The sequence below is a fragment of the Legionella nautarum genome (genome assembly GCF_001467895.1).
Classification (GTDB): Bacteria; Pseudomonadota; Gammaproteobacteria; order Legionellales; family Legionellaceae; genus Tatlockia; species Tatlockia nautarum.
In genome coordinates this window covers 1-25,640 of record NZ_LNYO01000003.1, presented here as the reverse complement: position 1 = coordinate 25,640, position 25,640 = coordinate 1, and the positions used below count along the sequence as shown (strand labels likewise).

The following is a 25,640-nucleotide window of genomic DNA, read 5'->3' as shown; positions in this document are numbered from 1 at the left end:
GGTGGATGTATGAAAAGAAAAGGTATTATCTTAGCCGGTGGCTCAGGAACGCGTTTATACCCTGCAACTCTTTCTATTTCGAAACAATTATTACCTGTTTTTGATAAGCCAATGGTTTATTATCCCTTAACGACCTTAATGTTGGCGGGAATACAAGAAATTTTAGTCATCTCTACACCTCGTGATTTACCTCATTTTCGCGAATTAATGGGGGATGGTTCACAATGGGGCTTAAATTTAAGCTATGCGGCCCAGCCCTCACCTGATGGTTTAGCGCAAGCGTTTATTATTGCAAAAGATTTTTTAAATGGTTCTCCCTGCTCGTTAGTGCTTGGCGACAATATATTCTACGGTCACAATTTAAAACTAACTTTAATGAAGGGACAAGAAACAGAGAATGGCGCCTGTATTTTTGCTTACCCAGTTCATGATCCCGAACGTTATGGCGTCGTAGAATTTAACAGAGAAGGTCAGGCCCTCAGTATCGAGGAAAAACCTGCAATTCCTAAATCTCGCTATGCGATAACAGGCTTATATTTTTATGACCCTCATGTGGTTGAAATTGCCGAATCCGTTAAACCTTCACCCCGTGGCGAATTAGAGATTTCTGATATTAATCGTCGCTATTTGGAGTCTGGTTTACTTAAAGTAGAAATTATGGGAAGAGGATTTGCCTGGTTAGATACAGGTACTCATGAGTCAATGTTAGAGGCTTCCCATTTCATTTCAACAATTGAGCGACGACAAGGATTTAAAGTTGCCTGCCCGGAAGAAATTGCTTGGCGACAAAAATGGATAGATAATCAACAATTAGAAAAAGCAGGAAAATTGTTGGCTAAATCTGGATATGGCCAGTATTTATTGGATCTACTTGATGATTCTGGTTTTAGTTCTGGCTGGTAATTGTATAATTAGCGCAGTGAAAATTGCGCCTATTTAGGATAAAAATGAAAAGAATAATATTTCTCGATTGGTTGAGAATTTTTTCGTTCAGTAGTGTTCTAATTGGTCATAAGTTCTATCCAATTTTGCTTGGTTTTTCTAATGATGATTCCGTGCATGAATCCTTGCGGTTTCTTATTAAATTAATCTTGCCTCTTTGTTTTGCTGGTGGAGCTGGTGTTGTTGTATTTTTTCTTGTTTCGGGCTACGTGATTACCCATGTTTTACAAACTGAACAGCCTTTAGAGTTTCTCGTCAAACGAATTTTCAGAATCTATCCTTTATATATTTTTGCTGTATTGCTTCAGTACTCTTTACTTTATTCCGCTCACCCAGGGATTATTAATTTACAAATAATAATTCCGCAGCTACTTTTGGTAGGTGATTTTTTCCAAACGCCTTATTCTCTAAGTGGTGTGGAATGGACTTTACGAGTAGAGGTTTTATTTTACCTATTTATGTTTACTCTGCGCTATTTTAAAATAATTGGCCAATATGAATATGCATTACCAGGAGTTTTAGCGATTGCAGCCTTAATAATCGGCAATCTGCCTACAACTCCTCATGCAGAGTACTTAGCTATAGGTTATTTAAATATTTATGGACCTTTTCTGTTTTTAGGTGCATTTTTTTGGATGTATGAAAATAAAAAAGTTAGCTTTGCTCAGATGTCACTCTTCACTGGTTTTATTTTCATACAACACTGGCATCTCATCGCGACAATAAATCCAGGTTGGCGACATGTCCATTTTGCAGGGTTGGCTTTTCTTATATTTTTAGCAGTTTGGACAGCCAGAGATAAGCTCTTTTTTAATCGGTTGATACTTTTTATCTCTGAACTGACTTACTCTGTTTATCTAATGCACAATTGGCTCTTTGATCACATCAAACAGTGGACAATTGCAGGAGGTCTGTTCCAACATAATCGCTACGCTTTAATAATGCTGATCGCAATTTGTGCTGTATTAGTAAAGGCTATTGAAAAACCAGGTATTAAACTTGGACGCGTTTTAATTCGACGCCTAAAAACAACAACTCCTAGCTATTATACTGGAGCTGAGGAAGCGCTTATTAATGCTAAATATTAATTTCATTGGCTGTGGCAATTTAGGAAAAACGCTAGGTAGGATAATCACTCAAGAGCAATTGGGTACAGTAAAAGGAATTCTTACTGGCTCTGAGGAAACTGCAAATGCATCTGTTAAATTTATTGGCGCAGGAAAAAGCTATCTTAAATTAAGCGAGCTACCGCAGGCTAATATTTACTTTATCACTACGCGTGATGATCTTATTGAGAGAACTTGTAAGCAGTTACTTATTGAAGCTAAAATTGAAACCGGGGCTATTTTTATTCATTGTAGCGGATCGCTCTCTTCGACGGCCTTGCAGTATGCTCGAGACCAGGGTCATTTTGCAATGTCTGTGCACCCCATCAAAAGCTTTGCTAACCCTGAGATAAGTGCAAAAACCTTCCGAGGTACCTATTGTGGGTATGAGGGAGATTTAGAGATTTTTCCTGTCGTCAAAGCTTTATTTGAAGGGATAGGTGCTCATTTATTTCCTATAAAAAAAGAGCAAAAAACGATTTACCATGCAGCCGGAGTAATTGCTAATAATTATTTAGTCACACTTCATCATATCGCGAGCGAATGTTATCATTTAGCAGGTCTTAGCGAAGATCTAGCCTACAAAATTACTAGCATGTTAATGAAAGATGCCTTGCAAAATTTACAAAATTCTAGCCATAAAAAAGCGCTTACCGGACCTCTGCAACGAGGAGATATTAAAATCATCGAGGAACATCTTTCCCAGCTAACTACCCAGTCTGCAATAAAAGAGGTTTATGCTATATTGGGAGAGGCTACGCTTTCTCTTACTGAGCACAAAAAAGAGATAAAAGAAGTACTTGCCGCTCTTTTGCGTGAAGAAGGCGAAAATCTAAAATAACGCCTCTCTGCTAAAGTTTTCAGCTTTTAAATCAAGATTCGTCTTATAAAATTGGGCTAAGCTATCGCGAAATAATTTTGCTCGCTTTGGAAGTCCCTTTTCACAATAAGTTAATACTTGTTGATAGATAGCATCTTTGAATGCACTTGAATCCGATTCTATCCCATTCAAATTATCGATGCTGACACGAAAGGAGTGACCTGCGGCGGTTGCAAGGATCCATTCTAAAGCCTGTGGTTTTACCTCCACTATTTCGAAATGTTTTTGCTGTTCGGGATTCCGTCCATCTGGCTCATACCAATAACCAAAATCGACTAATTTTCTTCGCTCTTTCCCAGCAATTAACCAATGAGAGCATTCATGCAGTGCGCTACTAAAAAAACCGTGTGCAAAAAAAATCGCGTGATAAGGACGATTTTCATCTGCAGGAAGATAAAGGGGCTCATCATCACCTTTCACTAACTTGGTGTTGTATTTTTCTGTAAAACAATTATTAAATATAGTGATTAAATCGTGGTAATGATGCACTGAGAAACTCTAAAAGGATGTATAAAAAGAGGGATATTTTAACATTGTCTAACAGCCTAGCAAATTTTTTGTAACTCGATTGAATTATTAAACCATTTAAATAAAAATAAGGAAGACATTATTCTGGAGGTTAGTTTTTTGAAACAAGTTTTTTATACAACAAAACAAGCCATTACAGTCTCTAATATTTTCTGCATCGGGCGAAATTATAGCGATCACATTGCAGAATTAAACAATCAACCCAGCGGACTGCCTCTGGTTTTTCTAAAACCGACTTCAGCATTAATGACGGAAAATCAATTAATTCAGTTGCCAGAGTTTTCTAATGAAGTCGATTATGAAGCTGAATTACTGCTGTTGATTGGGAAAGAGGCCAAAAATATCTCAATCGAGCAAGCGCTTGGGGTGGTTTCTGGCTATGGCATTGGTCTTGACCTCACGGCTCGTGATCTGCAAGCTGAAGCAAAAGCGCAGGGTAGACCTTGGACTTTAGCAAAAGGCTTTGACGGTGCTGCCTGTATTTCACAGTTTGTACCTGCTGAAACAATTGAAAATCCCCTAGAGCTTTGCTTTGAAATGAAATTAAATGGTGTAATTCGTCAGCGTGGTTTTGTCCAAGAGATGATATTTAATCTTCCCTATCTTATTCATTATCTAAGTTCAAAATTTACTCTTCAGCCAGGGGATCTCGTCTTTACCGGTACCCCTGCAGGTACTGGGGCGCTGCAGAAAGGGGATCGGATTGAATTAAGCCTAGCCGATAAAATCAACGCTTTCTTTTCAGTAGCTAGTTAAGAATCGGCGGAACTGTAGAATCAACCTCATCTACTGTCATTGGCGACTCGGCAACAACAGGTATCAAGGTCAAGTTTTTCCCTGCAATTTGCGCAAATTCAGTTAAAGCCTCCGCTTCGTCAGTAAAGCGTGTGTGCTGGGAATGAAAGGCATGAGCAAATTTATAGGCGGCAGTGATGGATAAGGTAATTGGAGTAAAAATTGTTCCAGCGGTAATACCTGCAGACAATACAGTCCCCGTAATCGTGACAACATACAAGGCGACTGATGCCAACGCTAATAAACTGGCAATAAAAAAATCACGAGCAATAATTTTTCTAGCTTCATAATCTCGTTCACTGATTAAAGTCACTAAACGATGAATTGCTTCAAGATTATCAGGCTGTGTGACAACGGTATTTGCAGCCTCGATACATTTACGCAGTTTCTTAATTCGGATGGAAGAAGGGGATTTTGCCCGCAGTAAATCAATAGCAAGCTCTTCTCCACTTTGTAAAACCGCGCGAGCTTGGGAGCTTATAAGTGTCATCTTGGTTTTATTGATATTGGTGCGTAAACAAGCCAGTTCATCAAGTAGATTATTTATTTTCTGATTGGCTTGCCCAAATTTACTTTCATTCAATTCGATAAGAATTTCTTCCCTTCGATTTTCTAGATTCTCCTTATCTTGCCAGTCTTCAGAATATGATTTTATGCGAGCAGCTTGCGTCAATTTTCCTAGAGAATCAGCAAATAGGGTATTTTTTACTTTGCCATTAGAGAAATAATAAAGCTGGCCACTACCGACAGCTAAACTGCCTGCTTCTGCACTAATAACCCAAAGCTGGGCAGCGAGTGAAACTCCGAAGCCAGTTACGACATCATAGATGGCGTAAGCAAGAAACAAAGCGGAAATTAAGATACGAAAGATAGCATAAGTCGATTTTTCTTTATCACAGTGATAACGCTTATAATCACTTTTCTCGACCAAGAGTTCTAATTTTTTTAGCTCTGCTTTTTTGCCGGGATTTTGAATAACGATAGCCGCTTGATCAAAACAAGTAGTTAGCTGCTCCATGCGCTCAATAGATGGGGATTCATCTTTTAATAATTCAATGGCTAGATCCTGGCTTGCTAGAAACGCTGTTTCAGCATAATTATTAATAATTAGATTATCTTTAGTTAGTAGAACTTGTTGACCAAAGCGATTGAGGGATTCGAGCATTGTCCTAGCGGCAATAAGAGCCTTTTCCTCTTGGGCATTGCGAGTATAGAATTTTTCATAAGTAGAAGTTATTAGCTCACTCAGATACAGAGTATAGGCTTTATTTTCTTCAGTAGAAGAAAAACTCAATGACGCTATTTGCGGACGTAGAGAGGACAGCAGTTTACTCGTGGTGGATGGGTTTTCTGCTACTAATAAAAAATCTTCTAAGGTTTTCCCAATGATCTCTCTAGTTGCTAAACGACTGCGTGGATAATTCATACTGAATACAAAGGTTCGAACCCTGTTGATGGCGTTTAGAATTTTGTCCAAGGTAGAAAAAAAATAATGTTTCCACGCAGAGTCGTAGGCTCTTAGCTCAAAGATGTCAGAATAGAGTAATTCGTCCAATTGCTCGAAGATCTCTTGATCAGCGGGTTGGGCAAGAAGTATTTTAATTAAATTTGTACAGCGAATAATACCATCTGCTACTTTAATTCTCTTTTCATCGGAGTAAGGAGAATTAAGGTCCATTATTCCTATACTGAGCAAATAGAGCCGAATTAATAAAGGAACCGCTGCATTATCAAGCCGGGTTTCTTCTGTATCGGAGCGTTCTTCAATTTGTTCTCTGAGCGAGGTTAGCATTTGTGCTAACTGGGTGGGGAAGTTTGGGAGGATGTAGCAATTGTTATCAAATAATTGCTTGAATTTGTTTTCAAATGCTAAAAGTTCTTCTTTTTTGTACATAACCAAACTCTTTTTTTTTAGAAGCGATTGAGCCTGCTAACTTTTGGGGATGGATTATAACAAATAATTCTCACAGACATCTTATTTTGATAAATTTGATACAAATAAATTTAGTTTGGCTTAAATTGCATCATCTCGAGAGTTCTCTGAAATACCATGCTCTATATATGAAGCGGCAATCTTATATACTTTGACCTTCATTGAAAAGAAGTTAATATAGACTGTTATGCGCTAATAACTAAAGAGTGGATTATGCCGTCCTTTGATATTGTTTCTGAAATTAATAAAGTAGAATTACGTCATGCAGTCGACAATGCAGTTCGAGAGTTAGGAACTCGCTTTGATTTTCGTGGGGTCGAATCGAGTATTGAATTAAATGAATTAACTGTAACGCTAAAATCAGAATCTGATTTTCAGGTGCGACAGCTAGAAGATTTATTCACCAATCATTGTACTAAGCGTAATTTAAGTACTTCAGGTGTCGATATAGAAGATAAACCAATTCATAGCGGGAAAACTTTTTCACTCAATATGACTTTTAAGCAAGGTATTGATCAACCTGCAGCAAAAGAAATTGTCAAATTTATTAAGGATAGTAAACTAAAAGTCCAGGCTTCTATTCAAGGTGAAAAAATCCGCATCACCGGAAAAAAGCGTGATGATTTACAAGAAGCGATTGCCTTACTCAAAAAATCAGATATAAAATTGCCTCTGCAATTTGAAAATTTCCGTGATTAAGGCCACACGTCTCCTGTAACTGTCTGACAAAACTCGAAAACTATAATTTTGTTGGATGAATATCTAACCTATACAAGGATGACAATTCAAGCATCATGAGAGGAATTAACCCCGCTTCATGGTCAAAAAAACCGGGGATCTCGGTGACTTAGCATTATGCCAGCATTCGGAGATCCCTCGTTACGTTCGGAATGACGTACAGAGTGAGTTCTTACGACTAATGTGAGAAGGAGCTGGGACCACTGGCCAATTTTTCATCTTCTACATGAGCAAAATCTGCTTGGGTTTTCCTTGTTGTCAGGATATGGTGACGAGCTAGTAATAGTGCTTGGCTAGTATTTTCAACAAAAGTAAGTTCGCCCCATCGGCTTAAGTTTGTATGCCAATTATTCAAACTGATTAGACAGGGGCAAGCTAAATGATGCACCAGTCTATTTAGAACTTCATGCTTTTCGTCGCATAAGAGAACTAGATTGTTATTTTGCAAAGAAACCAGCTCCAGCCTACTTTTGCATTTTTCTATAAAATTATCCATGGCCTTCCAGGATCCCAGATCTAATTGATGGATTTGATTATCGTCAATTAGCAATTTTTTGATGGAGCTATCAATTAAGCCATCAAAAAAAGCGACCCAACATTCCGGCTTAATTGTAGAACCCAGTTCATTATTTTTAAAATGAAGAGAGGTAACGCCAGCCTGAGTTATTTTTTTGAGAAAGGCAGTGATTTGTTCTGCAGTATAGAAATCGAGGCGCAAATTAAAAAAGCTAAGTTCCTTTTTGCCCTGTGCTAACTCTTCATTAACATACTTTTCTAAATCATCAGGTGATGTGGGTGGACTCAGTAAAAAATTTCTCATAGCTATCCGATAGGTGGAGTTATTAGAGCAGCATAAACATTTTTTTATGCACTTGTCTATCATTGCAAAATAGGTTCAAAAATTTCAAAAAACCACCCAAATGGTCTATTATAAAACATATAGGTAATGACCTGAACCTGGCTGAACCAAAATTCAATTTTAGATAAGGAGATCGGTTTTGAAGTGTGGTGTGTATATCTGTTCACGGCAGGAAACCTAAAGCACTTCATAGGTCGCCATACATTGTGCGTTATTTTGCGGCTCAGATACTCAGGCTTGTCATTGCCTGTATTTTTCAATTTCTTTACCCTCCCCAGAAAATTAAAAATAATCCATTTTGTGCAATTTATATTATTGTTGTATAATTAAATTGCAAATCTTGATAAGGAAGCAAACATGAAAAAAATAACAATTGCAGCGTTAATGTTTGTACCTGCAACTTTCCTTACCGGCTGTACAATAGCAGAAACCACTTACTCCCCTGGTTATAATAACGATTATGTTTATGCCGTAGGCTATTATGGTTATCGGCCTTACTGGACCAGTTATTATTCCGGTGGTTGGGGTAATGTAGGTTACTGGCGTGGTTATCGTGCTTACTCTAATCGAAGTTGGTTTGAAGGCCGCAGATGGTAATCTGCGGCATTAACACCCGTACTATTAAGTTAATTTGAATTTTTCCTTAACTAATCTAGCTTGGGCCAAGGTTCAATTCAACTATGCAGCCGCGGAAATGATGGCATTAACGCTGCGCTTATTCCTTCGCGCGCGAAACATACTCCCCTTTGCGGGTATCCACTTTGATGAGTTCGCCGGTTTGCACGAATAAAGGTACACGAACGACAGCACCTGTCTCTAAAGTAGCAGGTTTGCCGCCACCGCCGGAAGTATCGCCTTTTAAGCCAGGATCAGTTTCAGTAATGGCTAAGATCACGAAGTTTGGTGGTGTTACTTGAATGGGCTCATTATTCCACAAAGTTACCATACAAATATCTTGCTCTTTTAGCCATTGCTGAGCATCGGCTAAGGCTTCTGAGCCTACTGCATATTGCTCGAAACTCTCAGGAACCATAAAATGCCAAAGTTCGCCATCGTTGTATAGATATTGCATTTCTACGTCAGCAACGTCGGCTGACTCTAAAGACTCATTTGATTTAAAGGTTCGTTCAACTACGCGCCCTGTTTTTAAGTTACGAATTTTTACTCGGGTAAATGCTTGCCCTTTTCCAGGTTTGACAAATTCGCAATCAAGAATGCTACAAGGTGCATTGTCAACCATGACCTTTAAGCCATTTTTAAATTCATTTGTGCTGTAGATAGCCATCAGTGCTCCACTGTTGAGATTTTGTTGCTTTTTCGATACAGTTCGCAGTTTATCAATTTTGCATACCTGTTGCGAGTGAATTTTGGCTTTAAGATGAAAACGAAACGACATTCCTGCAGATATAACTGGCGAGATTTTCTGTGACCTGGGAAAAAATTCTGGCGCAAGGATTTTCTTCCGTCAATGAATTACTAGAGTTTTTATCATTACCGTTAGAATTAGGTAGTGCACTAGCTGAGAAACAATTTAAAACCCGAGTTCCTCGAGGTTTTGCTGCGCGCATGCAAACTGGAAATCCACACGATCCTCTTCTTTTACAAGTCCTTGCTGTCGATGAGGAATTACAGGCTGTTGAGACTTATGCTAAGGATCCGCTTGCTGAATCAAGTGTAAATCCCTTGCAAGGACTGATCCATAAATATCAAGGGCGTGTACTAGTGACATTAACTGGGGTCTGTGCCGTTCATTGTCGCTATTGTTTTCGACGTCATTTTCCTTATCAGAATAACAATCCTGGTCGCAAGGGTTGGCAAGAAGTTCTTGATTATATCCGCCAAGATTCAACCATTTTTGAGGTAATTTTAAGTGGCGGCGATCCTTTGTTGGCGGCAGATAAAGTGTTGGACGAATTTATCAAGCAACTAGACAGCATTCCCCATATCCAAACACTACGGTTTCACAGCCGGATTCCAGTGGTTTTGCCAGAACGGATTAATGAGGTTTTGTTAGCAATGCTTGCTCAAACTCGCTTGAGCAAAGTGGTTGTATTGCATGCAAATCACGCTCAAGAATTAGACGAACAAGTGCAGCAAGCTTGTATTGCCTTGCGCCAAGCAGGTTGTCATCTACTGAATCAATCTGTGCTAATAAAGGCAGTGAATGATGATGCAAAAACCCTTGCAAATTTAAGTGAACGTTTGTTTGACTGTGGGGTTTTACCCTATTATTTACATGTTTTAGATAAAGTAGCAGGCGCTGCCCATTTTGATTTAACTGAAGAAGCAGCACGTGCCATTCATCTTCAGCTACAAAGTTTACTGCCTGGCTATTTGGTCCCACGTTTGGCACGTGAAGTACCTGGTAAAGCGCATAAGATCATATTATCGTAGGTTGGGCTACCGGATTTACAACGCTTCCTCGTAATGACGACAAATCGTTTCAATCTTCCTCCGCCGCTTTGGCATATAACTCTAATAATTTTTCCTGAGCACTATAACTACCATTCCCTATCCGTTTATAACTACCATCCGCCTGCATTTCCCAAGCATTGCAATTATCTCTTAAATAATTTTTTAAAATTTCCTGTTTAATGCGTTTACAGCAAGCCTCATTGAAAATAGGGAACATAATTTCGATACGAGTATAGAGATTGCGTTCCATTAAATCGGCACTTGCACAATAATAACGTTCTTCTAGTCCAGTACGGAAATAAAAAACACGATGATGCTCAAGGAAACGACCGACGATTGAAATAACACGGATATTGTCGGAAATACCAGGGATACCAGGTTTAAGGCAGCAAACGCTCCGTACCAATAAAGTAATTTTAACCCCTGCTTGCGATGCCTGGTACAAGGCTTTAATCATGGTTTTCTCGGTTAATCCATTCACTTTAATATTGATTTCAGCTTCTTTACCCTCTAGGGCTGCTTGACGGCATTGATCAATCAGTTGCAATAAATTTTTCTGCAACGTAAACGGTGAATTAGCAACTGCTTTAAGCTTTACGGTCTTACCTAAACCCGTTAGTTGTTGGAAAATGATTTGGATATCGGCAGCAATAGTTTGTTCAGAGGTTAGCAAACCTAAATCAGTATAGCGTTTCGCAGTTTGTTCATGGTAGTTACCGGTTCCTAAATGAACATAGCGCTTTAATTTTCCATGAGTACGCCGCACAACCAGGGTCATTTTAGCATGCGTCTTATAGCCCATAACCCCATAGAGCACTAAAACACCCGCTTCATTCAAACGATTCGCAAGTTTTAAGTTTGATTCCTCATCAAAGCGGGCACGTAGTTCAATGACTGCAGTGACTTCTTTGCCAGAGCGAGCCGCTTCGACTAAGGCTTTTACCATAATGGATTCAGAGTGAGTACGATAAAGCGTTTGTTTAATAGCTAAAACATTAGGATCAGCGGCAGCTTGGCGAACAAAATCAATCACTACCTCATAACTTTGATAAGGATGGTGCAATAAAATATCTTGCTCATCAATGACGTTAAACAAACTCCGCTTATGGGCTACCGCAGGGTATTGAGCAATGAGCGGTGGATAATTCAACTCTGGCCTATCAATGTGATTAAGCACATTATAGTAACGTTGCAAGTTCACTGGTCCATCACAATAGTAAGCATCTTCGTGATGAAGATGATGTTTTTGCAAAAGAAAATCAACAATATGCGACGGGCAGTGAATATCGACTTCAAGGCGTACTACGTGACCATAATGCCGGGAAAAAAGCTCGCGCTGTACTGCAACAGCTAAATCCTCTATTTCTTCTTCCCGCAAAAATAAATCGCTATTTCGTGTTAAACGGAAAGGATAGCAGCCATCGATTTCCATGCCTGGAAATAAACTGTAAATATGTGTCTGAATAATGGATGACAAATGAACAAAATAGCTGCCCCCATTAGCACAAAGTTCAGAAGGTAAGGGGATCATACGCGGTAGTGAGCGAGGAGCATGGACTACGGCATAATCAATATTACGATCAAAGGCGTCTTTGCCGCGCAAGGAAATAATGAAATTCAAACTTTTATTGAATAAGCGTGGAAAAGGATGGGCCAAATCAAGTGCTATTGGACTTACAATAGGTAAAATTTCATTTTTAAAATAATGTTTCGCCCAAAGATGCATATCATCATTCCAATCCTCGACGGAAAGAAAATGGATATTGGCTTTTTTCATTTCTGGTAGCAGTTCTCTATTAAAGATGTGATAGAGTTCATCCGTTAATAGATGAACTTTTTTACTTAACTGTCCAAAAATTTCATCAGCCTGCAGACCATCAATATAAAGTTTTCTGGAGGAAAGCGCGATCTTTTCTTTCAAACCTGAAACCCGAATTTCAAAAAACTCATCCAGATTACCGCTGCAAATACAAAGAAAACGCATTCTTTCAAATAAGGGGACGCGCTCGTTTTTTGCTAGCTGCAATACACGCTCGTTAAACGACAACGCGGTGAATTCGCGATTGATATAGTACTCAGGATTATCTAAATCACTATTCACGATCTATACCTCTCGGAATGAAGTTGTTTGAATTGCAACATAAAGATTGATAAGTTAATTTTGCCAGTTGCATTTAAAAAATGCGAGTCATTCAGAAAAGCAAATGAATAAGCTGTTATTGAGAGAATTTTAGCGGAAAAAAAGATCTTAACTTGGTTTAACGAGAAAGAAACAAATTGCTATAAATGCGATAAATCCCCAGAAGGGCGAAAGTTGAAAATAAACTAAGCCAATGAAAAACAAAATGGTCGCAATAACAATGGGCAGAGAGTAATACATCTCAATCACGCTTTGAGCGACAGAATAAGAGGCCGCGGCTAACAAAGCTAAAGCGCCATACTGAACGGCAAGCATAATTTTTTTAGTTATTGGGCCATTATTTGTGCTCAATAATTGATAACCTATAACAGCTAAAATAAGCCCAGGCAGATTTAAACAAGTTAAAGCGAAAATTAAACCCAGCATTCCTGCGGCTTTGTATCCAATTAACGCGGCAAGTTTTACAGCCGTTAGGCCGGGGAAAAGAAAGCTGGTACCCACCATGCTGACAAATTCTTCTGGGCTAATCCAATGACGATTGGTCACGGCTTCATACTCCAAAAGTTTCAGCATGGAGTTGCCTCCCCCCAGGGAGATGAGGCCAATTTTTCCAAAGCTGAGTACGATGGCGAGCAGATTATTCATCGTAGTGCAAAAGTTTGTTTAAGAAAACGTATATAGTCGCAGGAAACCTGTTCTCCCAGCAAGTGTTTTGCGATGGTTGAAACTAACGTTTTAGAGCGACCTTCCACGCAGGCGCTAAAGTAAACTTTCTGGTTAATTACTAGTCGTGCCAACTCCAGTTTGATGGTTGGTTCACTGGGTAATTTATAAACCAATGCCTCTTTTGCAACTTGAATTTCTTTTGCGCTTTTTTCAATTTTCGCTAATAAAGTGGGCGCATCAAGCGCTTTAGTTCCCGGGAGGATTGCATCGCTTGGGTAATCAGCAAGAGCAATTTTTTTACCATAACCACATAAGGAGTTGGTTGCTTGTAATAGAGGTTTATATAACAACTGCATACGTCGATGTTTAATATTAAAGTTTTCGTCAGCTAATAAAGAGTAGCAATCTTGTCGATGTTTAATAGTGTAGTTTGAAAGGAGTAAAAAACGCTGATCTAAACCCTGTAAGCAAATAAGGGTATCTGCCGGCCAAAAATAACGAGACTCCCAACGTATTTCATCTCGCAAATCGCTCAAGTTTTGCAAATTAAGCAAATTATCGCTATCAATTTCAAAATTCCAAACTAGACGTGTTTTCATAATAATAACGATAGATAAAAGATTTACGCTAGTTGATTCATGTCAGTAAATCAAGTAATCCTCTGTTAATAAACTATTTTCTCTTTCTTTGAATGACTCGCAAAATGATTCAAGACAGGTATATACTAAGATCTTAGGCGCCTAATCAGTAAAGGAAGGTATTCACATGGCTACTCTGCTATTTCTTATCTATCTGGTATTCACCTTAGTCGTACTCTACGCCGGTATGAGCGCAATAACTTGGGAAATAGGTTCTGCTGTTTTTTTGATTCTTGCCACTTTTTGGACTGGCATGAATTGGTTTCTGGGTTTACTCATCTGGTTAGTAATCATTGCAGTAGTAGCTCTGATTAATACCGAGTCCTTGCGCAACAGCATCAGCGATTTCTTATTTGATCGGGTAGGCAAAAAAGTACCCAAATTATCAAAAACAGAAGAAGAAGCCTTAAATGCCGGTGATAATTGGTTCGAAAAAGATGTATTCACGGGTGAGCCTAATTGGGAGACCTTAATGAATGTTTCTTCAGAGTTGAGCGCTGAAGAGCAAGCGTTTCTCGACAATGAAGTACAGACTTTATGCAAGATGCTTGATAACTGGAAGATAAAGCAAGCCGGTGATTTACCAGAGGAAATTTGGAATTACATTAAAGAAAAAGGCTTCTTAGGATTAGTAATCCCCAAAGAATACGGCGGAAAAGGATTTTCGGCGCGTGCCCATTCTGATGTGGTACTTAAAGTAGCGAGTCGTTCACCTGCCGCTGCGGTCACGGTAATGGTCCCTAATTCCTTGGGCCCTGGCGAATTACTAAATTTTTATGGAACGGATGAACAAAAGGCTAATTATTTACCCAATTTAGCGAAAGGCGTTGATATTCCTTGTTTTGCTTTGACTGAGCCAGGCGCAGGCAGTGATGCAACTTCAATTCAATCTGAAGCCATTGTCATTAAAAAGAAAGTCGACGGTAAAATGGTTCTCGGCCTTAACATTAATTTAAATAAGCGATGGATTACCTTAGCTCCTATTGCAACCTTAATTGGGCTGGCAGTGAATTTAAAAGATCCAGACGGTTTGCTGAAAGGTGAGGGCCATGAGGGAATAACTTGTTTATTAATTCCACGAGATACTGAGAATTTGATTATTGGTAATCGTCATTTGCCAGCGGATCAACCTTTTATGAATGGAACGATACGTGGTGAAAATATTTTTGTTCCTATTAGCACAATCATCGGTGGGCAAAAAAATGCAGGTCATGGTTGGCAGATGCTCGTTGAATGTTTATCCATCGGTCGCTCTATTTCTTTACCCGCATTGGGCGCCGCCTCTTCCTCTGTTTCTTATCTAACCACCGGTGCTTTTGCGAGGGTTCGTCGGCAATTCTCTGTTGAAATTGGAAATTTTGAGGGAATAGAAGAAAAATTGGCTGAAATTGCTGGTTTAAATTATTTGGTGAATGCGACTCGTCTTTTAACGGTTGCTGCAGTTAATCAACATAAAAAACCGGCTGCTGCTTCGGCGATTACTAAATATTTTAATACCGAGCTCGCACGTATCGCGGTTAATAGCGCGATGGATATTCACGCAGGCCGGGCTGTTGTGTCAGGCGCCCGGAATTATCTTTCCGATTTTTACCAAAGTATTCCCATCTCCGTGACTGTTGAGGGCGCAAATATTATGTCTCGCAACTTGCTTATTTTTGGGCAAGGATCAATGGCCTGTCATCCCTATGTGAAGGATGAGTTTTATGCTATTTCGCATGGAGATAAAGCGGCTTTCCGTCCATTGATTTGGCAGCATATTTATTATTCTATGCGCAATTTTGCCAAAGCGCTTTGCTCAGCATGGACTGCAGGATTATTTACTAAGGCACCAGGTAATGATTTGAACTACGAATACAAACGTCTAACTCGTTTGAGTCATGCCTTAGCATGGTTATCTGATTTATCCTTAATTTATTTAGGCGGTGATTTAAAACGTAGGGAGCGTTTATCGGCAAGACTAGCAGATGGCATGTCTTTTCTTTATATGGCGATGGCTGTACTGCGTTCTTATCAAGAAAATAACGAAAATCCAGATGAAAAATTGCATGCTCAATGGGCATTAAAATATTGCTTCTATCAAGCACAAAAATCGATGATTAGTTTTTGCCGTAATTTCCCTTCTCGAGCCTTGGGTATTCTAATGCGTATAATCGCATTCCCATTCGGACAAACGATGGCTTATCCTAGCGACAAACTGGATCACCGATTAGCACGGTTAATGATGAAAAATAACCATTATCGGGATCGAATGACGAAATTACTCTATCTAAGTGGTGATCCTAATCAGCCGATCGACAGAATGGAGCAGGCTCTGCAAAAGATCATTAAGAATGATGAGCTGTATAAGAAAATAGCAGATCTTAGACGCTATAAATTCGGTGCATTGAAAGAGAAACTTGCTGAAAAAGTAGCTAAAGGAGAGCTAACGCAAGAAGAGGTTGACAATATCATTAGTGTCGAAAGAGCTTGTTGGGATGCGATCCAAGTCGATGAATTCTCCTTTGATGCGATGAAAAAGAAAAGTTTTGCTTCACTGGCTGACAGCTTTGCCAATCCAATGGATTAGCAGATTGGGCCTTGGCCATAGCTGTCGGCTAAGCCTTGTTTAGCTTATAGTCTAAAAAACCGTTCAGGCTGAGGAGGTGTAAACACATTCTCAGCCTGAACGGGGCCAGATAAATATGGAAAAATATCTTAATCCGACGACTATGGCCAAGGCTCAACCTACATGTTGACTCACGAACTTCCCCTTAGCAGGTGTAAAAAAAGAGACAGGTTTTCGCGGGTTACAAGCACATTTTTTACTTTCTCTTAACGATTATTAGAGAAAAACAGTGACCGCTAAGCAAGCTGGATTTGCTATAATGATCAAAAATTATAGTTTTGATCAATTAAATTAATAGTTGATTGGTTTACTCAATTGCAGTGAGAAATAGAATGGTAAGAGAAAGAAAGTCATTGCCTCTAACACGCCGCGGCAGCAGCACAAAGCAATTAGCCCCTACTGTAGATGCAATAAAAAAGGCTATGGAGTTAGCTAGATACAGCTCTGAAACTGCCGCTTATTTAGTAGCCAGCTTCCAGAAAAGTATGTCCAATTTGGGGCCGGCTATGATTAATAACTCTAAAAAGATGCTAAAAAAATTGGAATTCTTTCGAGATTTTGTTTATCTCCAAACCAATTCAAAAAGCAGAGAATGGGCAGGTGAACCAGTTAAAACTGACTTTGAAAATTTCCAAGAGAATGCTGCTGAAAAAGCTGCCGAAGAGTTTACTAAAACCGTTAACAATCCAGTTAAAATTGCTTTTGCTGTAAGTGAAGAAGAATCTCAATTTATTCGTAGTTTTAGTGCTGATGGTAAGAAATTATCCAAAGATGACGCGAAACCTCTCGATACCTTGCTGAAAGCATTCTTAGCAGAAAATGATATGGTCGAGGATAAGAGTGTTCTTTATCAAGCAGACGATAAAGGTAATATCAACGAAATAGATGGTGTACCGCAAAGAGCAGATCCTCAGAATGCAAGAGATACAATAGAAGAGGGGTTACCAGACTACCTTGAGGATAGAGGTATTCCAGCTACTGTCAAAAGCCGCACACATCCTGCAGATCGTGCGGGTGTTCAAAAGGGTGCTCAGAAAGATGCCAAACCAGCGCCGACCCCAGAAGACGAAGGACCAAGCGCAACTCCAGCGGCTTAATAATACGTCATTGCTTCGTAACGAATCCCCGCGGCATCGGCTGCGGGACCCAGAGCCACCCCACTTTTCATTCAACCAATGAATTCGCAAATTTGAGCCGATCCAATGAACCAATATCAACCCACAATCCTTGATAAAGCTCACCCGTAGCTAAGTTTTTTTCAATTAATTGATGAAACAAGGGAACCAGGGAATAGCGTCCTGCTTTATATTGCTGGAAAGCCTCTGGTCGGTAACAGGCTATGCCCGAATAAGTATAGCGTTTATGTTGATTACTCAGTCGATTGGGCTGATGCAAATCAAAATCACCCTGACTATTATGTTGAGGATTATTAACCAATACTAAATGCATTTGCACCGCCTGCATTAAATGGAGTAAATTAAAATCATAGTCAGTAAAAATATCCGCATTCACCGTTACAAAAGGATCTTTGCCCAATAAGGGCAGCGCGTTATAAATCCCCCCTCCAGTTTCAAGTCCTCCCGGCGGTTCAGGTGTGTAGCAGATTTCTACTCCCCATTTTGCGCCATTTCCCAAATGTTGGCGTATTTTGCCTCCAAGATAAGCATGATTAATAACAATTCGCTCAAAACCGGAATCGGCGAGTTTTTCCACATGATATTGAATAAGTGGTTTATGATGAACCAAACACATCGCTTTAGGTACGCTGTTTGTAAGGGGTTTTAAACGTTCCCCTCTACCTGCAGCTAAAATCATCGCGGTTTTCATGGTAAACGAATCCTGTTTTGTACAAACTGATAAAATGGAGCAAAGACCTCGTAACACTCAAGACAAGCTATCACGTAATGAAGCGTCAAAGGTAAATCCTGTAAATAATTAGATTTGCCATCACGTAAGTATAAGCGAGAAAAAACACCCAACACTTTGAGATGGCGTTGTAGGCCACAGTAATCAAAATCGCGAATAAAAGTGGGCAGAGAATTTTGCTTGGCTATCGACGATTTCTGATAGAAATAAGTCAACCAATTCATAACTTGCTCTCTCGGCCATTGAATATAGCAATCTTTTAATAAAGAAACTAAATCGTAAGTACAAGGTCCATACATCGCGTCTTGAAAATCGATAACGCCTAATTGAGCGGGATCATGGTTAGCAAGCAGCATAATATTACGGGAATGATAATCACGATGAATAACCACTTTGGGTTGCTGCATAATGTCATTGCTAAGTTGATCAAAAGTCTGAGCGATTAATCCTTCTTCTGCAGCACTCAGTTCAATTTTTAGATAGGCTTGCAAAAACCATTCTTTGAATAGGTTTAATTCATATAAAATGAAACGTTTGTCAAAAGCCGGTAATTGTTTTGCGGCTGCAAGAGTACCCTGTTGGAGAGTATTTAAAGTATCCATCGCTGCTTTATACAGCTTGTCAGCCGTTTCAGCAGAAAGTGCATTGAGTAATAAAGTATCGCCGAAATCATCAAGAATAGCGAAACCTTGGGTGATATCAACGGCATGAATGAGCGGTGTATTGATACCCGCAACACTTAATAAATTAGCAATCGCTAAAAAAGGCTCGATCGTCTCTTTATCAGGCGGTGCATCCATGACAACCTGAGTTTTCCCTTTATAATGAAGGCGAAAATATCGTCTAAAACTAGCATCACCTGCTAAAGGTGTCAGTGTAAATTGAGTTGAGGCAAGTATTTTTTCAAGCCACGTGTTAAGTGCGTTTTGTCGATCATGCATGCTATACTCCTCAGCTTTAATTCTTGAGCGCTTGAGCGCATGTGAATCATAAGGTATTTTGGTGGCGGTGAAAATTAGCTTTGATTCGATAACTCAACTTTTCCATAAAATGATCTGTCATCGCTATCTGTTTGTGGGATTGGCAACCACGATCGGAATAGCCGCTGGCACGTATCAGGTCGTCACTCATGCGTCAGAAGTGGTGGTTGAGCCTATACAAGCTTGCGTGGTAGCAAGAGAAGCAGAGTTGACTGCTGCTAATCGAGCTAAATTTGCTCAATGCTTGGGGTGGCAAGAGAATAAATCCTCGCCCTCACTCTGCGGCGGTTTTTATAAACCGATCGCCATTACGCCATTATCCAATGATGAAGTTCGCATTATGGCGAATGAGGTATCTTTTTATCGTGAAGGTCGTTCTGAGTTAACTGGAAATGTTGAAGTACAACAAGCCGGACGCGTAGTTAATGCTCAAACCGCTTATGTTTATCGTGATGCTAAAACCAATAAAGTAAATAAAATTGAATTATTAGGCGAGGTAAAGTATCTAGAAGCTGGAAGAATAATGATTGCTAAAAAAGCAACCATTAATCCTGAGGATAAATCAGGAAAAGTTGAGGATGTTTTATATCGTTTTAATATAAGAAAAAGTGGCGCTATTCAACCGGCTTGGGGACGAGCAAATTTTATTGAGCGTTTTGCCAATAAAGATTATTTTTTGCAAAAAGCGACCTATACAACCTGCGCCCCAGAAGACAATGCCTGGCAAATTGAAGCAGACAGTATTAAATTGGATGATGCAAAGTCGATAGGTGTAGCGCGTAATGCACGCTTGCGTATTCATAACTGGCCGATTTTATATGCACCCTATTTAAGTTTCCCAACCTCGAGAGAACGCAAGTCCGGGTTTTTAATGCCCGTGGTTGGTTCTTCTAATGTAGGTGGCTTTGATTTGGCGCTTCCCTATTATTGGAATATCGCTCCAAATTATGATGCCACTTTGATCCCCCATCTTTATACTAAACGAGGCTTCATGATGGGCGGCGAGTTTCGTTATTTGACCAAAAAATCCTTTGGCAATATTCGCGCACGCTATCTTCCCCATGATCGAGCCTTTAATCGATTTTTACTAGAAAATCGCGATAGGTATCCTTTATTACGTTCCAAATCAGCCGATCGATGGTCTCTTCAATTACAAGACTCGACCCTGATTACTCGTGACTTGCATCTTGGTGTCAATTTTAGTCAGGTTTCCGATGATTATTTTCTACAAGATTTCAGTACGAATTTAGCGACCTTGACCGAAAGACAGTTGTTACGTCAGGGTGATTTATCTTATGTAACGGATCATTGGTTTTTCCGTGGGATGTTACAAAGCTACCAAACCCTTCATCCAATTAATGAAACACCGATTAACGATAGCTATCAACGTTTACCGCAATTGCTCGCAAACGGTAGCTATGATGAACTTCCTTTTGATAGTCGGCTTTCAATACAAGGGCAGTTTGATTATTTTCGCTGGCCAGGAAGAAATCTGTTTGAGCTTCCCCAGCCAAGAAGAACACCTTTTCAACCCCAGGGTGGTCGATATCATTTAAATCCCATTCTTTCGCTTCCACGCTCAAAACCTTGGGGTTATATAACGCCCTCGGTGGAGTTGGTCGAAAATTATTATGACGTGAACGGACCTGCTTCTTTTAATTATCTTGATCAACTTTTTTATAAAAATCAGCTTATTTATGGCGATCGATTTTATTATGGCGATCAATTTTTTCGTCAAAAATCAAAGTTTAATCGCGTTATCCCGCGTTATGATGTTGATGGTGGTTTGTATTTTGAACGTTCAACATCGTTTAGAAACGAGAGCTTCACACAAACCTTGGAGCCACGACTTTTTTATCTCTATGTTCCTTTTCATGATCAAACACAGATCCCAGTTTTTGATTCCGGTTATATGATCTTCAGCCATGATCAGTTATTTAGAACGAATCGGTTTTCAGGTTTTGATCGGATTGGTGATACTAATCAACTTTCTTATTCTCTGAGTTCCCGCTGGCTATCCGATGAGTCGGGTCGAGAAAAAGCAATTCTATCTATCGGCCAAGCTCGTTATTTTGCTAAAAGACGAGTCAAACTGTGTCAAAGTGTGACGGGATTTTGTGAAGAGAATATAGATACTCTCGGATTGTTATCATTGACGAATAAATTCTCGCCCGTAGCCGCTCGGGGCGAGTACCATTTTAACCCCGACTGGGTCGTGGCAGCAGATTATGTTTGGAATCCTGCGACGCGGGCTACTAATAATGGACATGTCAATTTTCATTATCAACCAGAATCAAGTAATAATAAAATTATTGGCGTCGGCTATACCTATTTGGTTAATGGCGATATTACTAGGGTGGCCTACACTAATACTCAAAATAATCCTTTACATCAGGCTACTTTCGCATATGCTTGGCCTTTCAGCATCCATTGGAGTACTTTGGGCGCTTACAATTACAACATTAGTAAACGATATGAAATGATGTCTTTCTTAGGTGTGCAGTATGATAATTGTTGTTGGGCTGTCCGATTAATTGGTGGACGTACTTTCCAAAGCTTGGATTCTCTAGCCCGACCCCGATATAATAACAACGTATTTTTACAAGTTTTATTAAAAGGGCTAGGTTCTGTAGGAAATAGCGATCCTTCGAGCAGAGTACGAACCTACATCCCTGGTTATAATGATTTGTTCCATAGATAAGAAAAAATAATAAGGGTATTTGGTTTAAATTAAATAAGGTTGCTTGTATTTTGTTTAAGAATAACCTAAATTGCCCTGACGAATAAGACTGATAAACCACAAGTCAATTGTGCTTAAAAGTCAGGTAATGAAGGGGGAGCTAGCGTGTTGAAACGAATCGTATTTTTTATATTGCTATTGCAGGTATTTACAGTTACGGCACAGCCTTTAGATAAGGTAGTTGCTGTTGTTAATGATGGGGTGATTACTGCCAGTGAGTTAGATGCGCAAGTTAAATTACTAAAAGAGCAAATTAGAGCTAAAAAGATGCAACTTCCACCAGATACCGTTTTACGAAAGCAAGTTTTGCAACATTTGATCGATGTTGATTTACAATTACAACTTGCAAAACGTAATGATGTCACTGTCGATAGCACGGATCTTAATGATGCAATTGCAAAAATTGCAAGCAATAACCATATAACCCTAACTCAGTTGCGTGAAGAGCTGGCTAAACAAGGTTTAAGTTGGGAAACCTTTAGGGAAAATATCCGTAAGGAAATATTAATTAGCCGAGTGCAACAAAAAGCAGTAGGCCAGGATGTTGCTGTGACATCTGAGCAAGTAGAAGATTATTTAAAACATTCTAAAAATGATAATACAACTCAGCAAACCTACCATTTACAAAATATCGTGATCCCTCTGCCGGAAGAGCCAACGACCGAACAGTTAAAAAAAGCACGGCAGAAAGCAACTGAATTACTGACTAAAATTAAGCGCGGAGATGATTTTAATCGTATAGCGATTGCAGAATCGAGCGGTGAATTTGCTTTAGAAGGTGGCGATTTAGGAGAGCGACATTTAGCCGAGCTTCCTGACATTTTTGCTAAACAAGTTATCAACATGAACGTTGGGCAAGTTGCTGGTCCTATACGCACGGGAAATGGTTTTCAATTGATCAAACTTATTGCGGTCAATGGCGCTGAGCAACATCATCAGGTAACCAAAACCCATGTTCGACATATCTTAGTGAAACAAGATGCAAGCATGACCATGGATGAGGCAATGAGACAAGCCAATAATCTCTACCAACAAATAAAATCAGGAAAAGATTTTGCCCTGTTAGCAAAACAATATTCTTTAGATGCAGCCAGTGCAATCAAAGGTGGAGATTTAGGTTGGGTCAATCCAGGAGAATTAGTGCCTGAGTTTGAAAAAGTCATGGATACTTTGGCAATTCACCAAGTCAGTCGTCCGGTGAAATCGGTTTTCGGTTGGCATTTAATCGAAGTTTTAGAGCGCAAAAAAATTGATGACTCTGAAGCCTTTAAACGTCAACAAGTCAGACAATTTTTACAACAACGCAAATTTACGGAAGCAGTACAAAATTGGCAGCAACATATGCGCGCCGATTCCTATGTGAAAATTGTGGATAAAAGATTGGCATGAAACCATTACTCGTAAGCAGCGGTGAGCCAGCAGGAATTGGTCCTGATTTATGCCTCTCCCTTGCTGCTTGTGAATTCCCTCTAGTTGTTTTGGGCGATAGAAACTTACTCGCCCAACGCGCAAAAGATTTAAACAAAGAGCTTAGTTTTATTGATTATCAAGCGAATAGCCCAGTTTCGTTGGAACCGAACCACCTAACGATACTTTCTATTCCTTGTAAGGCACCTGTGCTTACGGGAAAATTAAATCCTCTCAACGCGCCTTATGTCATTGATATGTTAACTTTGGCAGTTGATAAATGTTTGCAAGGAGAGTTCGCTGCATTAATTACTGCGCCAGTGCATAAAGCTGTGATTAATCAAGCCGGAATACCCTTCACTGGACATACCGAATTTTTAGCTAAGCAATGTAAGGTTGAAACCGTGGTGATGATGCTAGCTTGCGAAGCAATGAAAGTTGCTTTGGTAACCACTCATTTACCATTGAGGGATGTGCCTAAGGCCATAACAGGCTCAGTAATTTGTCAAGTAATTGAACAAGTTCATGCCTCGCTGCAGCGAGAATTTGCTATTGCTAATCCAATAATTTATGTGGCAGGCTTAAATCCACATGCGGGAGAAAGTGGTTATTTAGGACGGGAAGAAATTGAAATAATCGATCCTGCGCTGACCTTATTAAAAAAGAAAGGAATAAACGTACAAGGATCTTTTCCTGCAGATACTCTATTTACACCGCAGAATTTAAAACAAGCCGATGTTTTTGTTGCTATGTATCACGATCAAGGATTGGCTGTTTTGAAATATGCAGGATTCGGTTCAGCTGTAAATGTGACTTTGGGGTTGCCAATTATACGCACCTCAGTCGATCACGGTACTGCCTTAGAGTTAGCAGGAACTGGATTAGCTGATTCCAATAGTCTGTTAGCTGCAGTCAATATGGCTTATTCAATGGCAAAGACGAGGGAGTCTAAATGACAATTATTAGTTTAATTGCCGCAATTGATGAAAATAACGGCCTAGGAAAAGATAATCATTTACTTGCTCATCTTCCAGCTGATCTGCAGCATTTTAAAAAAATTACGATGGGAAAACCGATTATTATGGGTCGGAACACCTATCACTCGATCGGCAAACCTTTACCTGGACGTCTTAATATTATATTGAGCCGCCATAAAATCTCAGTAGCCGGTGTAGAAGTAGCCGATACCCTACCCAAAGCCCTGGCTTTAGTTGATGACGTTCCTGAAGCAATGATTATCGGCGGAGCAACTATATATGAGCAAGCTCTAGCTTTCGCAACTCGAATTTATTTAACGGTTATCCACCATCAATTCGCAGCTGATGTTTTTTTTCCAAAATTAAATGAATCCTCTTGGCATTGCGAGGAAAAAATTTTTCGCGAGCGCGATGAAAAAAATAGTTACGATATGACTTTTTATCGTTATGAACGAATTACTGAACCTCCGCAGCCTTGACCACGGGTTCGTGGATTTTGTATAAATCCGTTCGTGCTGAGGAGGCAGTCGCTGAGCCTGACATTTTTATTGGTTGGGACTTGGCCCAACCAAATCATAAAAACAACAGACTAAGGCCCAACTCCAATATGTATAGTCGTCCCACGCCCTAGATACCGATGATGTTTACCAGCTTGTACGGGTCTATTAGTTCCCAAAACCATATAGCGATCTATTATAATTTCCCGACCACCATAAGAAATATTACAACGATTGTACCCCGGCCAGGTTTTACCAGGTTGACTACTACCACGGAAATAAGCTTGGCATAAAAATAAAGGGGTGCCATTAGTATCCGTGCCTACTCGAACAGCAGTTTCAGGATAGTTTTGCCAATACGCTCCATTAAACCTAGCACGAGAAGGTATATCAAAACGGTCAACAATATACTCTTTACCACCATAAGCGATATTGCATCGTCCATAGCCTTCCCAAGTTTTTCCTGGTTGGTCGCTATTAAAGATTTTTCCTATACAAAGATATAAAGGTTTTCTATTGGTATCAATTCCAGTTTGAAAGGCATCAGCAAATAAAAAGCTATCATGACCATGATTGTGGCTATCATAATTAGAAGGATTATCGTAACCATGATGATGGGAGCGGTTGGCCCAAATTGGGTTTAAAAATATGAAGATAAGAAGTAAAGAAAAGATTCTCATAGCAAATCCTAAAAAAATGTTTATAAAGTGTGCAAAATCATAACTTATGGTGTAAAATAGATCAATGCGCGTTAGGAAAATCCAGATATTTTCAAAAAACACAGCCACTAGTTAGACAAATATTGAATGTTTATTTCATAGTTAAAATAAGCGAAAGAATTTTTTAAGAAATTTTTAAAAAAGTGTTTGACAAGGCGATGAGGATGAGTAGAATACGCATCACGCCAACGGGGCGGGTTCCTTAAAAA

23 protein-coding genes are annotated in these 25,640 nt (G+C 39.5%); 13 read left to right on the top strand and 10 right to left on the bottom strand.

Annotated elements, in window-relative coordinates:
• Positions 1-9 precede the first annotated feature (9 nt).
• Genes rfbA through Lnau_RS01495 form a run of 3 tightly spaced genes read left to right on the top strand, consistent with a single transcriptional unit; the run spans position 10 to position 2,889 of the window.
• The gene (gene rfbA / locus Lnau_RS01505) at positions 10-903 is read left to right on the top strand and encodes a glucose-1-phosphate thymidylyltransferase RfbA (RefSeq protein ID WP_058503387.1); all 894 of its coding nucleotides are present in this window, start codon (positions 10-12) and stop codon (positions 901-903) included.
• Between the two features lie 44 nt (positions 904-947).
• On the top strand, positions 948-2,030 hold the full coding sequence (locus Lnau_RS01500) for an acyltransferase family protein (RefSeq protein WP_058503386.1): 1,083 nt from the start codon (positions 948-950) through the stop codon (positions 2,028-2,030).
• The gene (locus Lnau_RS01495) at positions 2,017-2,889 is read left to right on the top strand and encodes a Rossmann-like and DUF2520 domain-containing protein (protein WP_058503385.1); all 873 of its coding nucleotides are present in this window, start codon (positions 2,017-2,019) and stop codon (positions 2,887-2,889) included. Before Lnau_RS01500 ends, Lnau_RS01495 begins: the two co-directional genes overlap by 14 nt.
• Here Lnau_RS01495 and Lnau_RS01490 read toward each other — a convergent pair.
• Entirely contained in the window at positions 2,881-3,417 is a 537-nt protein-coding gene (locus Lnau_RS01490; RefSeq protein ID WP_058503384.1) for an elongation factor P hydroxylase, read from the bottom strand. The two genes, Lnau_RS01495 and Lnau_RS01490, sit on opposite strands and share 9 nt — an antisense overlap.
• Before the next feature lie 138 nt (positions 3,418-3,555).
• Here Lnau_RS01490 and Lnau_RS01485 point away from each other — a divergent pair, with 138 nt between their 5' ends.
• Positions 3,556-4,212: a fumarylacetoacetate hydrolase family protein gene (locus tag Lnau_RS01485; RefSeq protein ID WP_058503383.1), complete on the top strand. Its 657-nt coding sequence runs from the start codon at positions 3,556-3,558 to the stop codon at positions 4,210-4,212.
• On the opposite strand, the gene Lnau_RS01480 is transcribed toward Lnau_RS01485, so the two are convergent.
• Positions 4,205-6,145: a hypothetical protein gene (locus Lnau_RS01480; RefSeq protein WP_058503382.1), complete on the bottom strand. Its 1,941-nt coding sequence runs from the start codon at positions 6,143-6,145 to the stop codon at positions 4,205-4,207. The two genes, Lnau_RS01485 and Lnau_RS01480, sit on opposite strands and share 8 nt — an antisense overlap.
• Before the next feature lie 252 nt (positions 6,146-6,397).
• On the opposite strand from Lnau_RS01480, the gene Lnau_RS01475 reads away from it, so the two are divergent.
• Positions 6,398-6,883 (top strand): YajQ family cyclic di-GMP-binding protein, encoded by a 486-nt coding sequence (locus Lnau_RS01475; RefSeq protein WP_058503381.1) that lies wholly within the window; start codon positions 6,398-6,400, stop codon positions 6,881-6,883.
• A 217-nt stretch (positions 6,884-7,100) separates the two neighbouring features.
• Here the strand turns inward: Lnau_RS01475 and Lnau_RS01470 are convergent, their stop codons facing one another.
• Positions 7,101-7,742, bottom strand: a complete 642-nt coding sequence (locus Lnau_RS01470; protein ID WP_058503380.1) for a hypothetical protein — start codon at positions 7,740-7,742, stop codon at positions 7,101-7,103.
• 396 nt (positions 7,743-8,138) lie between these two features.
• Here Lnau_RS01470 and Lnau_RS01465 point away from each other — a divergent pair, with 396 nt between their 5' ends.
• On the top strand, positions 8,139-8,378 hold the full coding sequence (locus tag Lnau_RS01465) for a hypothetical protein (protein ID WP_058503379.1): 240 nt from the start codon (positions 8,139-8,141) through the stop codon (positions 8,376-8,378).
• A gap of 118 nt (positions 8,379-8,496) precedes the next feature.
• Here the strand turns inward: Lnau_RS01465 and efp are convergent, their stop codons facing one another.
• A complete protein-coding gene (gene efp / locus Lnau_RS01460) occupies positions 8,497-9,066 on the bottom strand; it encodes an elongation factor P (RefSeq protein ID WP_058503418.1) in 570 nt (189 codons plus the stop codon).
• Between the two features lie 140 nt (positions 9,067-9,206).
• On the opposite strand from efp, the gene epmB reads away from it, so the two are divergent.
• Positions 9,207-10,175: an EF-P beta-lysylation protein EpmB gene (epmB, locus tag Lnau_RS01455; RefSeq protein ID WP_420795469.1), complete on the top strand. Its 969-nt coding sequence runs from the start codon at positions 9,207-9,209 to the stop codon at positions 10,173-10,175.
• A gap of 49 nt (positions 10,176-10,224) precedes the next feature.
• Here the strand turns inward: epmB and ppk1 are convergent, their stop codons facing one another.
• From ppk1 to Lnau_RS01440, 3 genes are all read right to left on the bottom strand, one after another.
• Positions 10,225-12,297: a polyphosphate kinase 1 gene (ppk1, locus tag Lnau_RS01450; RefSeq protein ID WP_058503377.1), complete on the bottom strand. Its 2,073-nt coding sequence runs from the start codon at positions 12,295-12,297 to the stop codon at positions 10,225-10,227.
• A gap of 147 nt (positions 12,298-12,444) precedes the next feature.
• A complete protein-coding gene (locus Lnau_RS01445) occupies positions 12,445-12,981 on the bottom strand; it encodes a chromate transporter (RefSeq protein WP_058503376.1) in 537 nt (178 codons plus the stop codon).
• On the bottom strand, positions 12,978-13,601 hold the full coding sequence (locus Lnau_RS01440) for a hypothetical protein (protein WP_058503375.1): 624 nt from the start codon (positions 13,599-13,601) through the stop codon (positions 12,978-12,980). Before Lnau_RS01440 ends, Lnau_RS01445 begins: the two co-directional genes overlap by 4 nt.
• 166 nt (positions 13,602-13,767) lie before the next feature.
• Here Lnau_RS01440 and Lnau_RS01435 point away from each other — a divergent pair, with 166 nt between their 5' ends.
• Positions 13,768-16,206: an acyl-CoA dehydrogenase gene (locus Lnau_RS01435; RefSeq protein ID WP_058503374.1), complete on the top strand. Its 2,439-nt coding sequence runs from the start codon at positions 13,768-13,770 to the stop codon at positions 16,204-16,206.
• Positions 16,207-16,577: 371 nt separating this feature from the next.
• Positions 16,578-17,342 (top strand): hypothetical protein, encoded by a 765-nt coding sequence (locus Lnau_RS01430; RefSeq protein WP_058503373.1) that lies wholly within the window; start codon positions 16,578-16,580, stop codon positions 17,340-17,342.
• Between the two features lie 67 nt (positions 17,343-17,409).
• Here the strand turns inward: Lnau_RS01430 and murU are convergent, their stop codons facing one another.
• A complete protein-coding gene (murU, locus tag Lnau_RS01425) occupies positions 17,410-18,072 on the bottom strand; it encodes an N-acetylmuramate alpha-1-phosphate uridylyltransferase MurU (protein ID WP_058503372.1) in 663 nt (220 codons plus the stop codon).
• The gene (locus Lnau_RS01420; RefSeq protein WP_058503371.1) at positions 18,069-19,052 is read right to left on the bottom strand and encodes an aminoglycoside phosphotransferase family protein; all 984 of its coding nucleotides are present in this window, start codon (positions 19,050-19,052) and stop codon (positions 18,069-18,071) included. The genes murU and Lnau_RS01420 overlap by 4 nt, the downstream gene beginning before the upstream one ends.
• Positions 19,053-19,113: 61 nt before the next feature.
• Between Lnau_RS01420 and Lnau_RS01415 the strand changes: the two genes are divergently transcribed.
• The 4 genes from Lnau_RS01415 (at position 19,114) to Lnau_RS01400 (ending at position 24,694) form a co-directional block, all read left to right on the top strand.
• Positions 19,114-21,792 carry an LPS-assembly protein LptD gene (locus Lnau_RS01415; RefSeq protein WP_238585897.1) on the top strand — a complete coding sequence of 893 codons (2,679 nt, stop codon included), beginning with the start codon at positions 19,114-19,116 and terminating at the stop codon, positions 21,790-21,792.
• Positions 21,793-21,936: 144 nt separating this feature from the next.
• Positions 21,937-23,220 (top strand): peptidylprolyl isomerase, encoded by a 1,284-nt coding sequence (locus tag Lnau_RS01410; RefSeq protein WP_083503749.1) that lies wholly within the window; start codon positions 21,937-21,939, stop codon positions 23,218-23,220.
• Positions 23,217-24,194 (top strand): 4-hydroxythreonine-4-phosphate dehydrogenase PdxA, encoded by a 978-nt coding sequence (pdxA, locus tag Lnau_RS01405; RefSeq protein ID WP_058503370.1) that lies wholly within the window; start codon positions 23,217-23,219, stop codon positions 24,192-24,194. The genes Lnau_RS01410 and pdxA overlap by 4 nt, the downstream gene beginning before the upstream one ends.
• On the top strand, positions 24,191-24,694 hold the full coding sequence (locus Lnau_RS01400) for a dihydrofolate reductase (protein ID WP_058503369.1): 504 nt from the start codon (positions 24,191-24,193) through the stop codon (positions 24,692-24,694). The genes pdxA and Lnau_RS01400 overlap by 4 nt, the downstream gene beginning before the upstream one ends.
• 110 nt (positions 24,695-24,804) lie before the next feature.
• Here Lnau_RS01400 and Lnau_RS01395 read toward each other — a convergent pair whose 3' ends face one another.
• The gene (locus Lnau_RS01395; protein WP_133134946.1) at positions 24,805-25,392 is read right to left on the bottom strand and encodes a DUF3421 domain-containing protein; all 588 of its coding nucleotides are present in this window, start codon (positions 25,390-25,392) and stop codon (positions 24,805-24,807) included.
• Positions 25,393-25,640 lie beyond the last annotated feature (248 nt).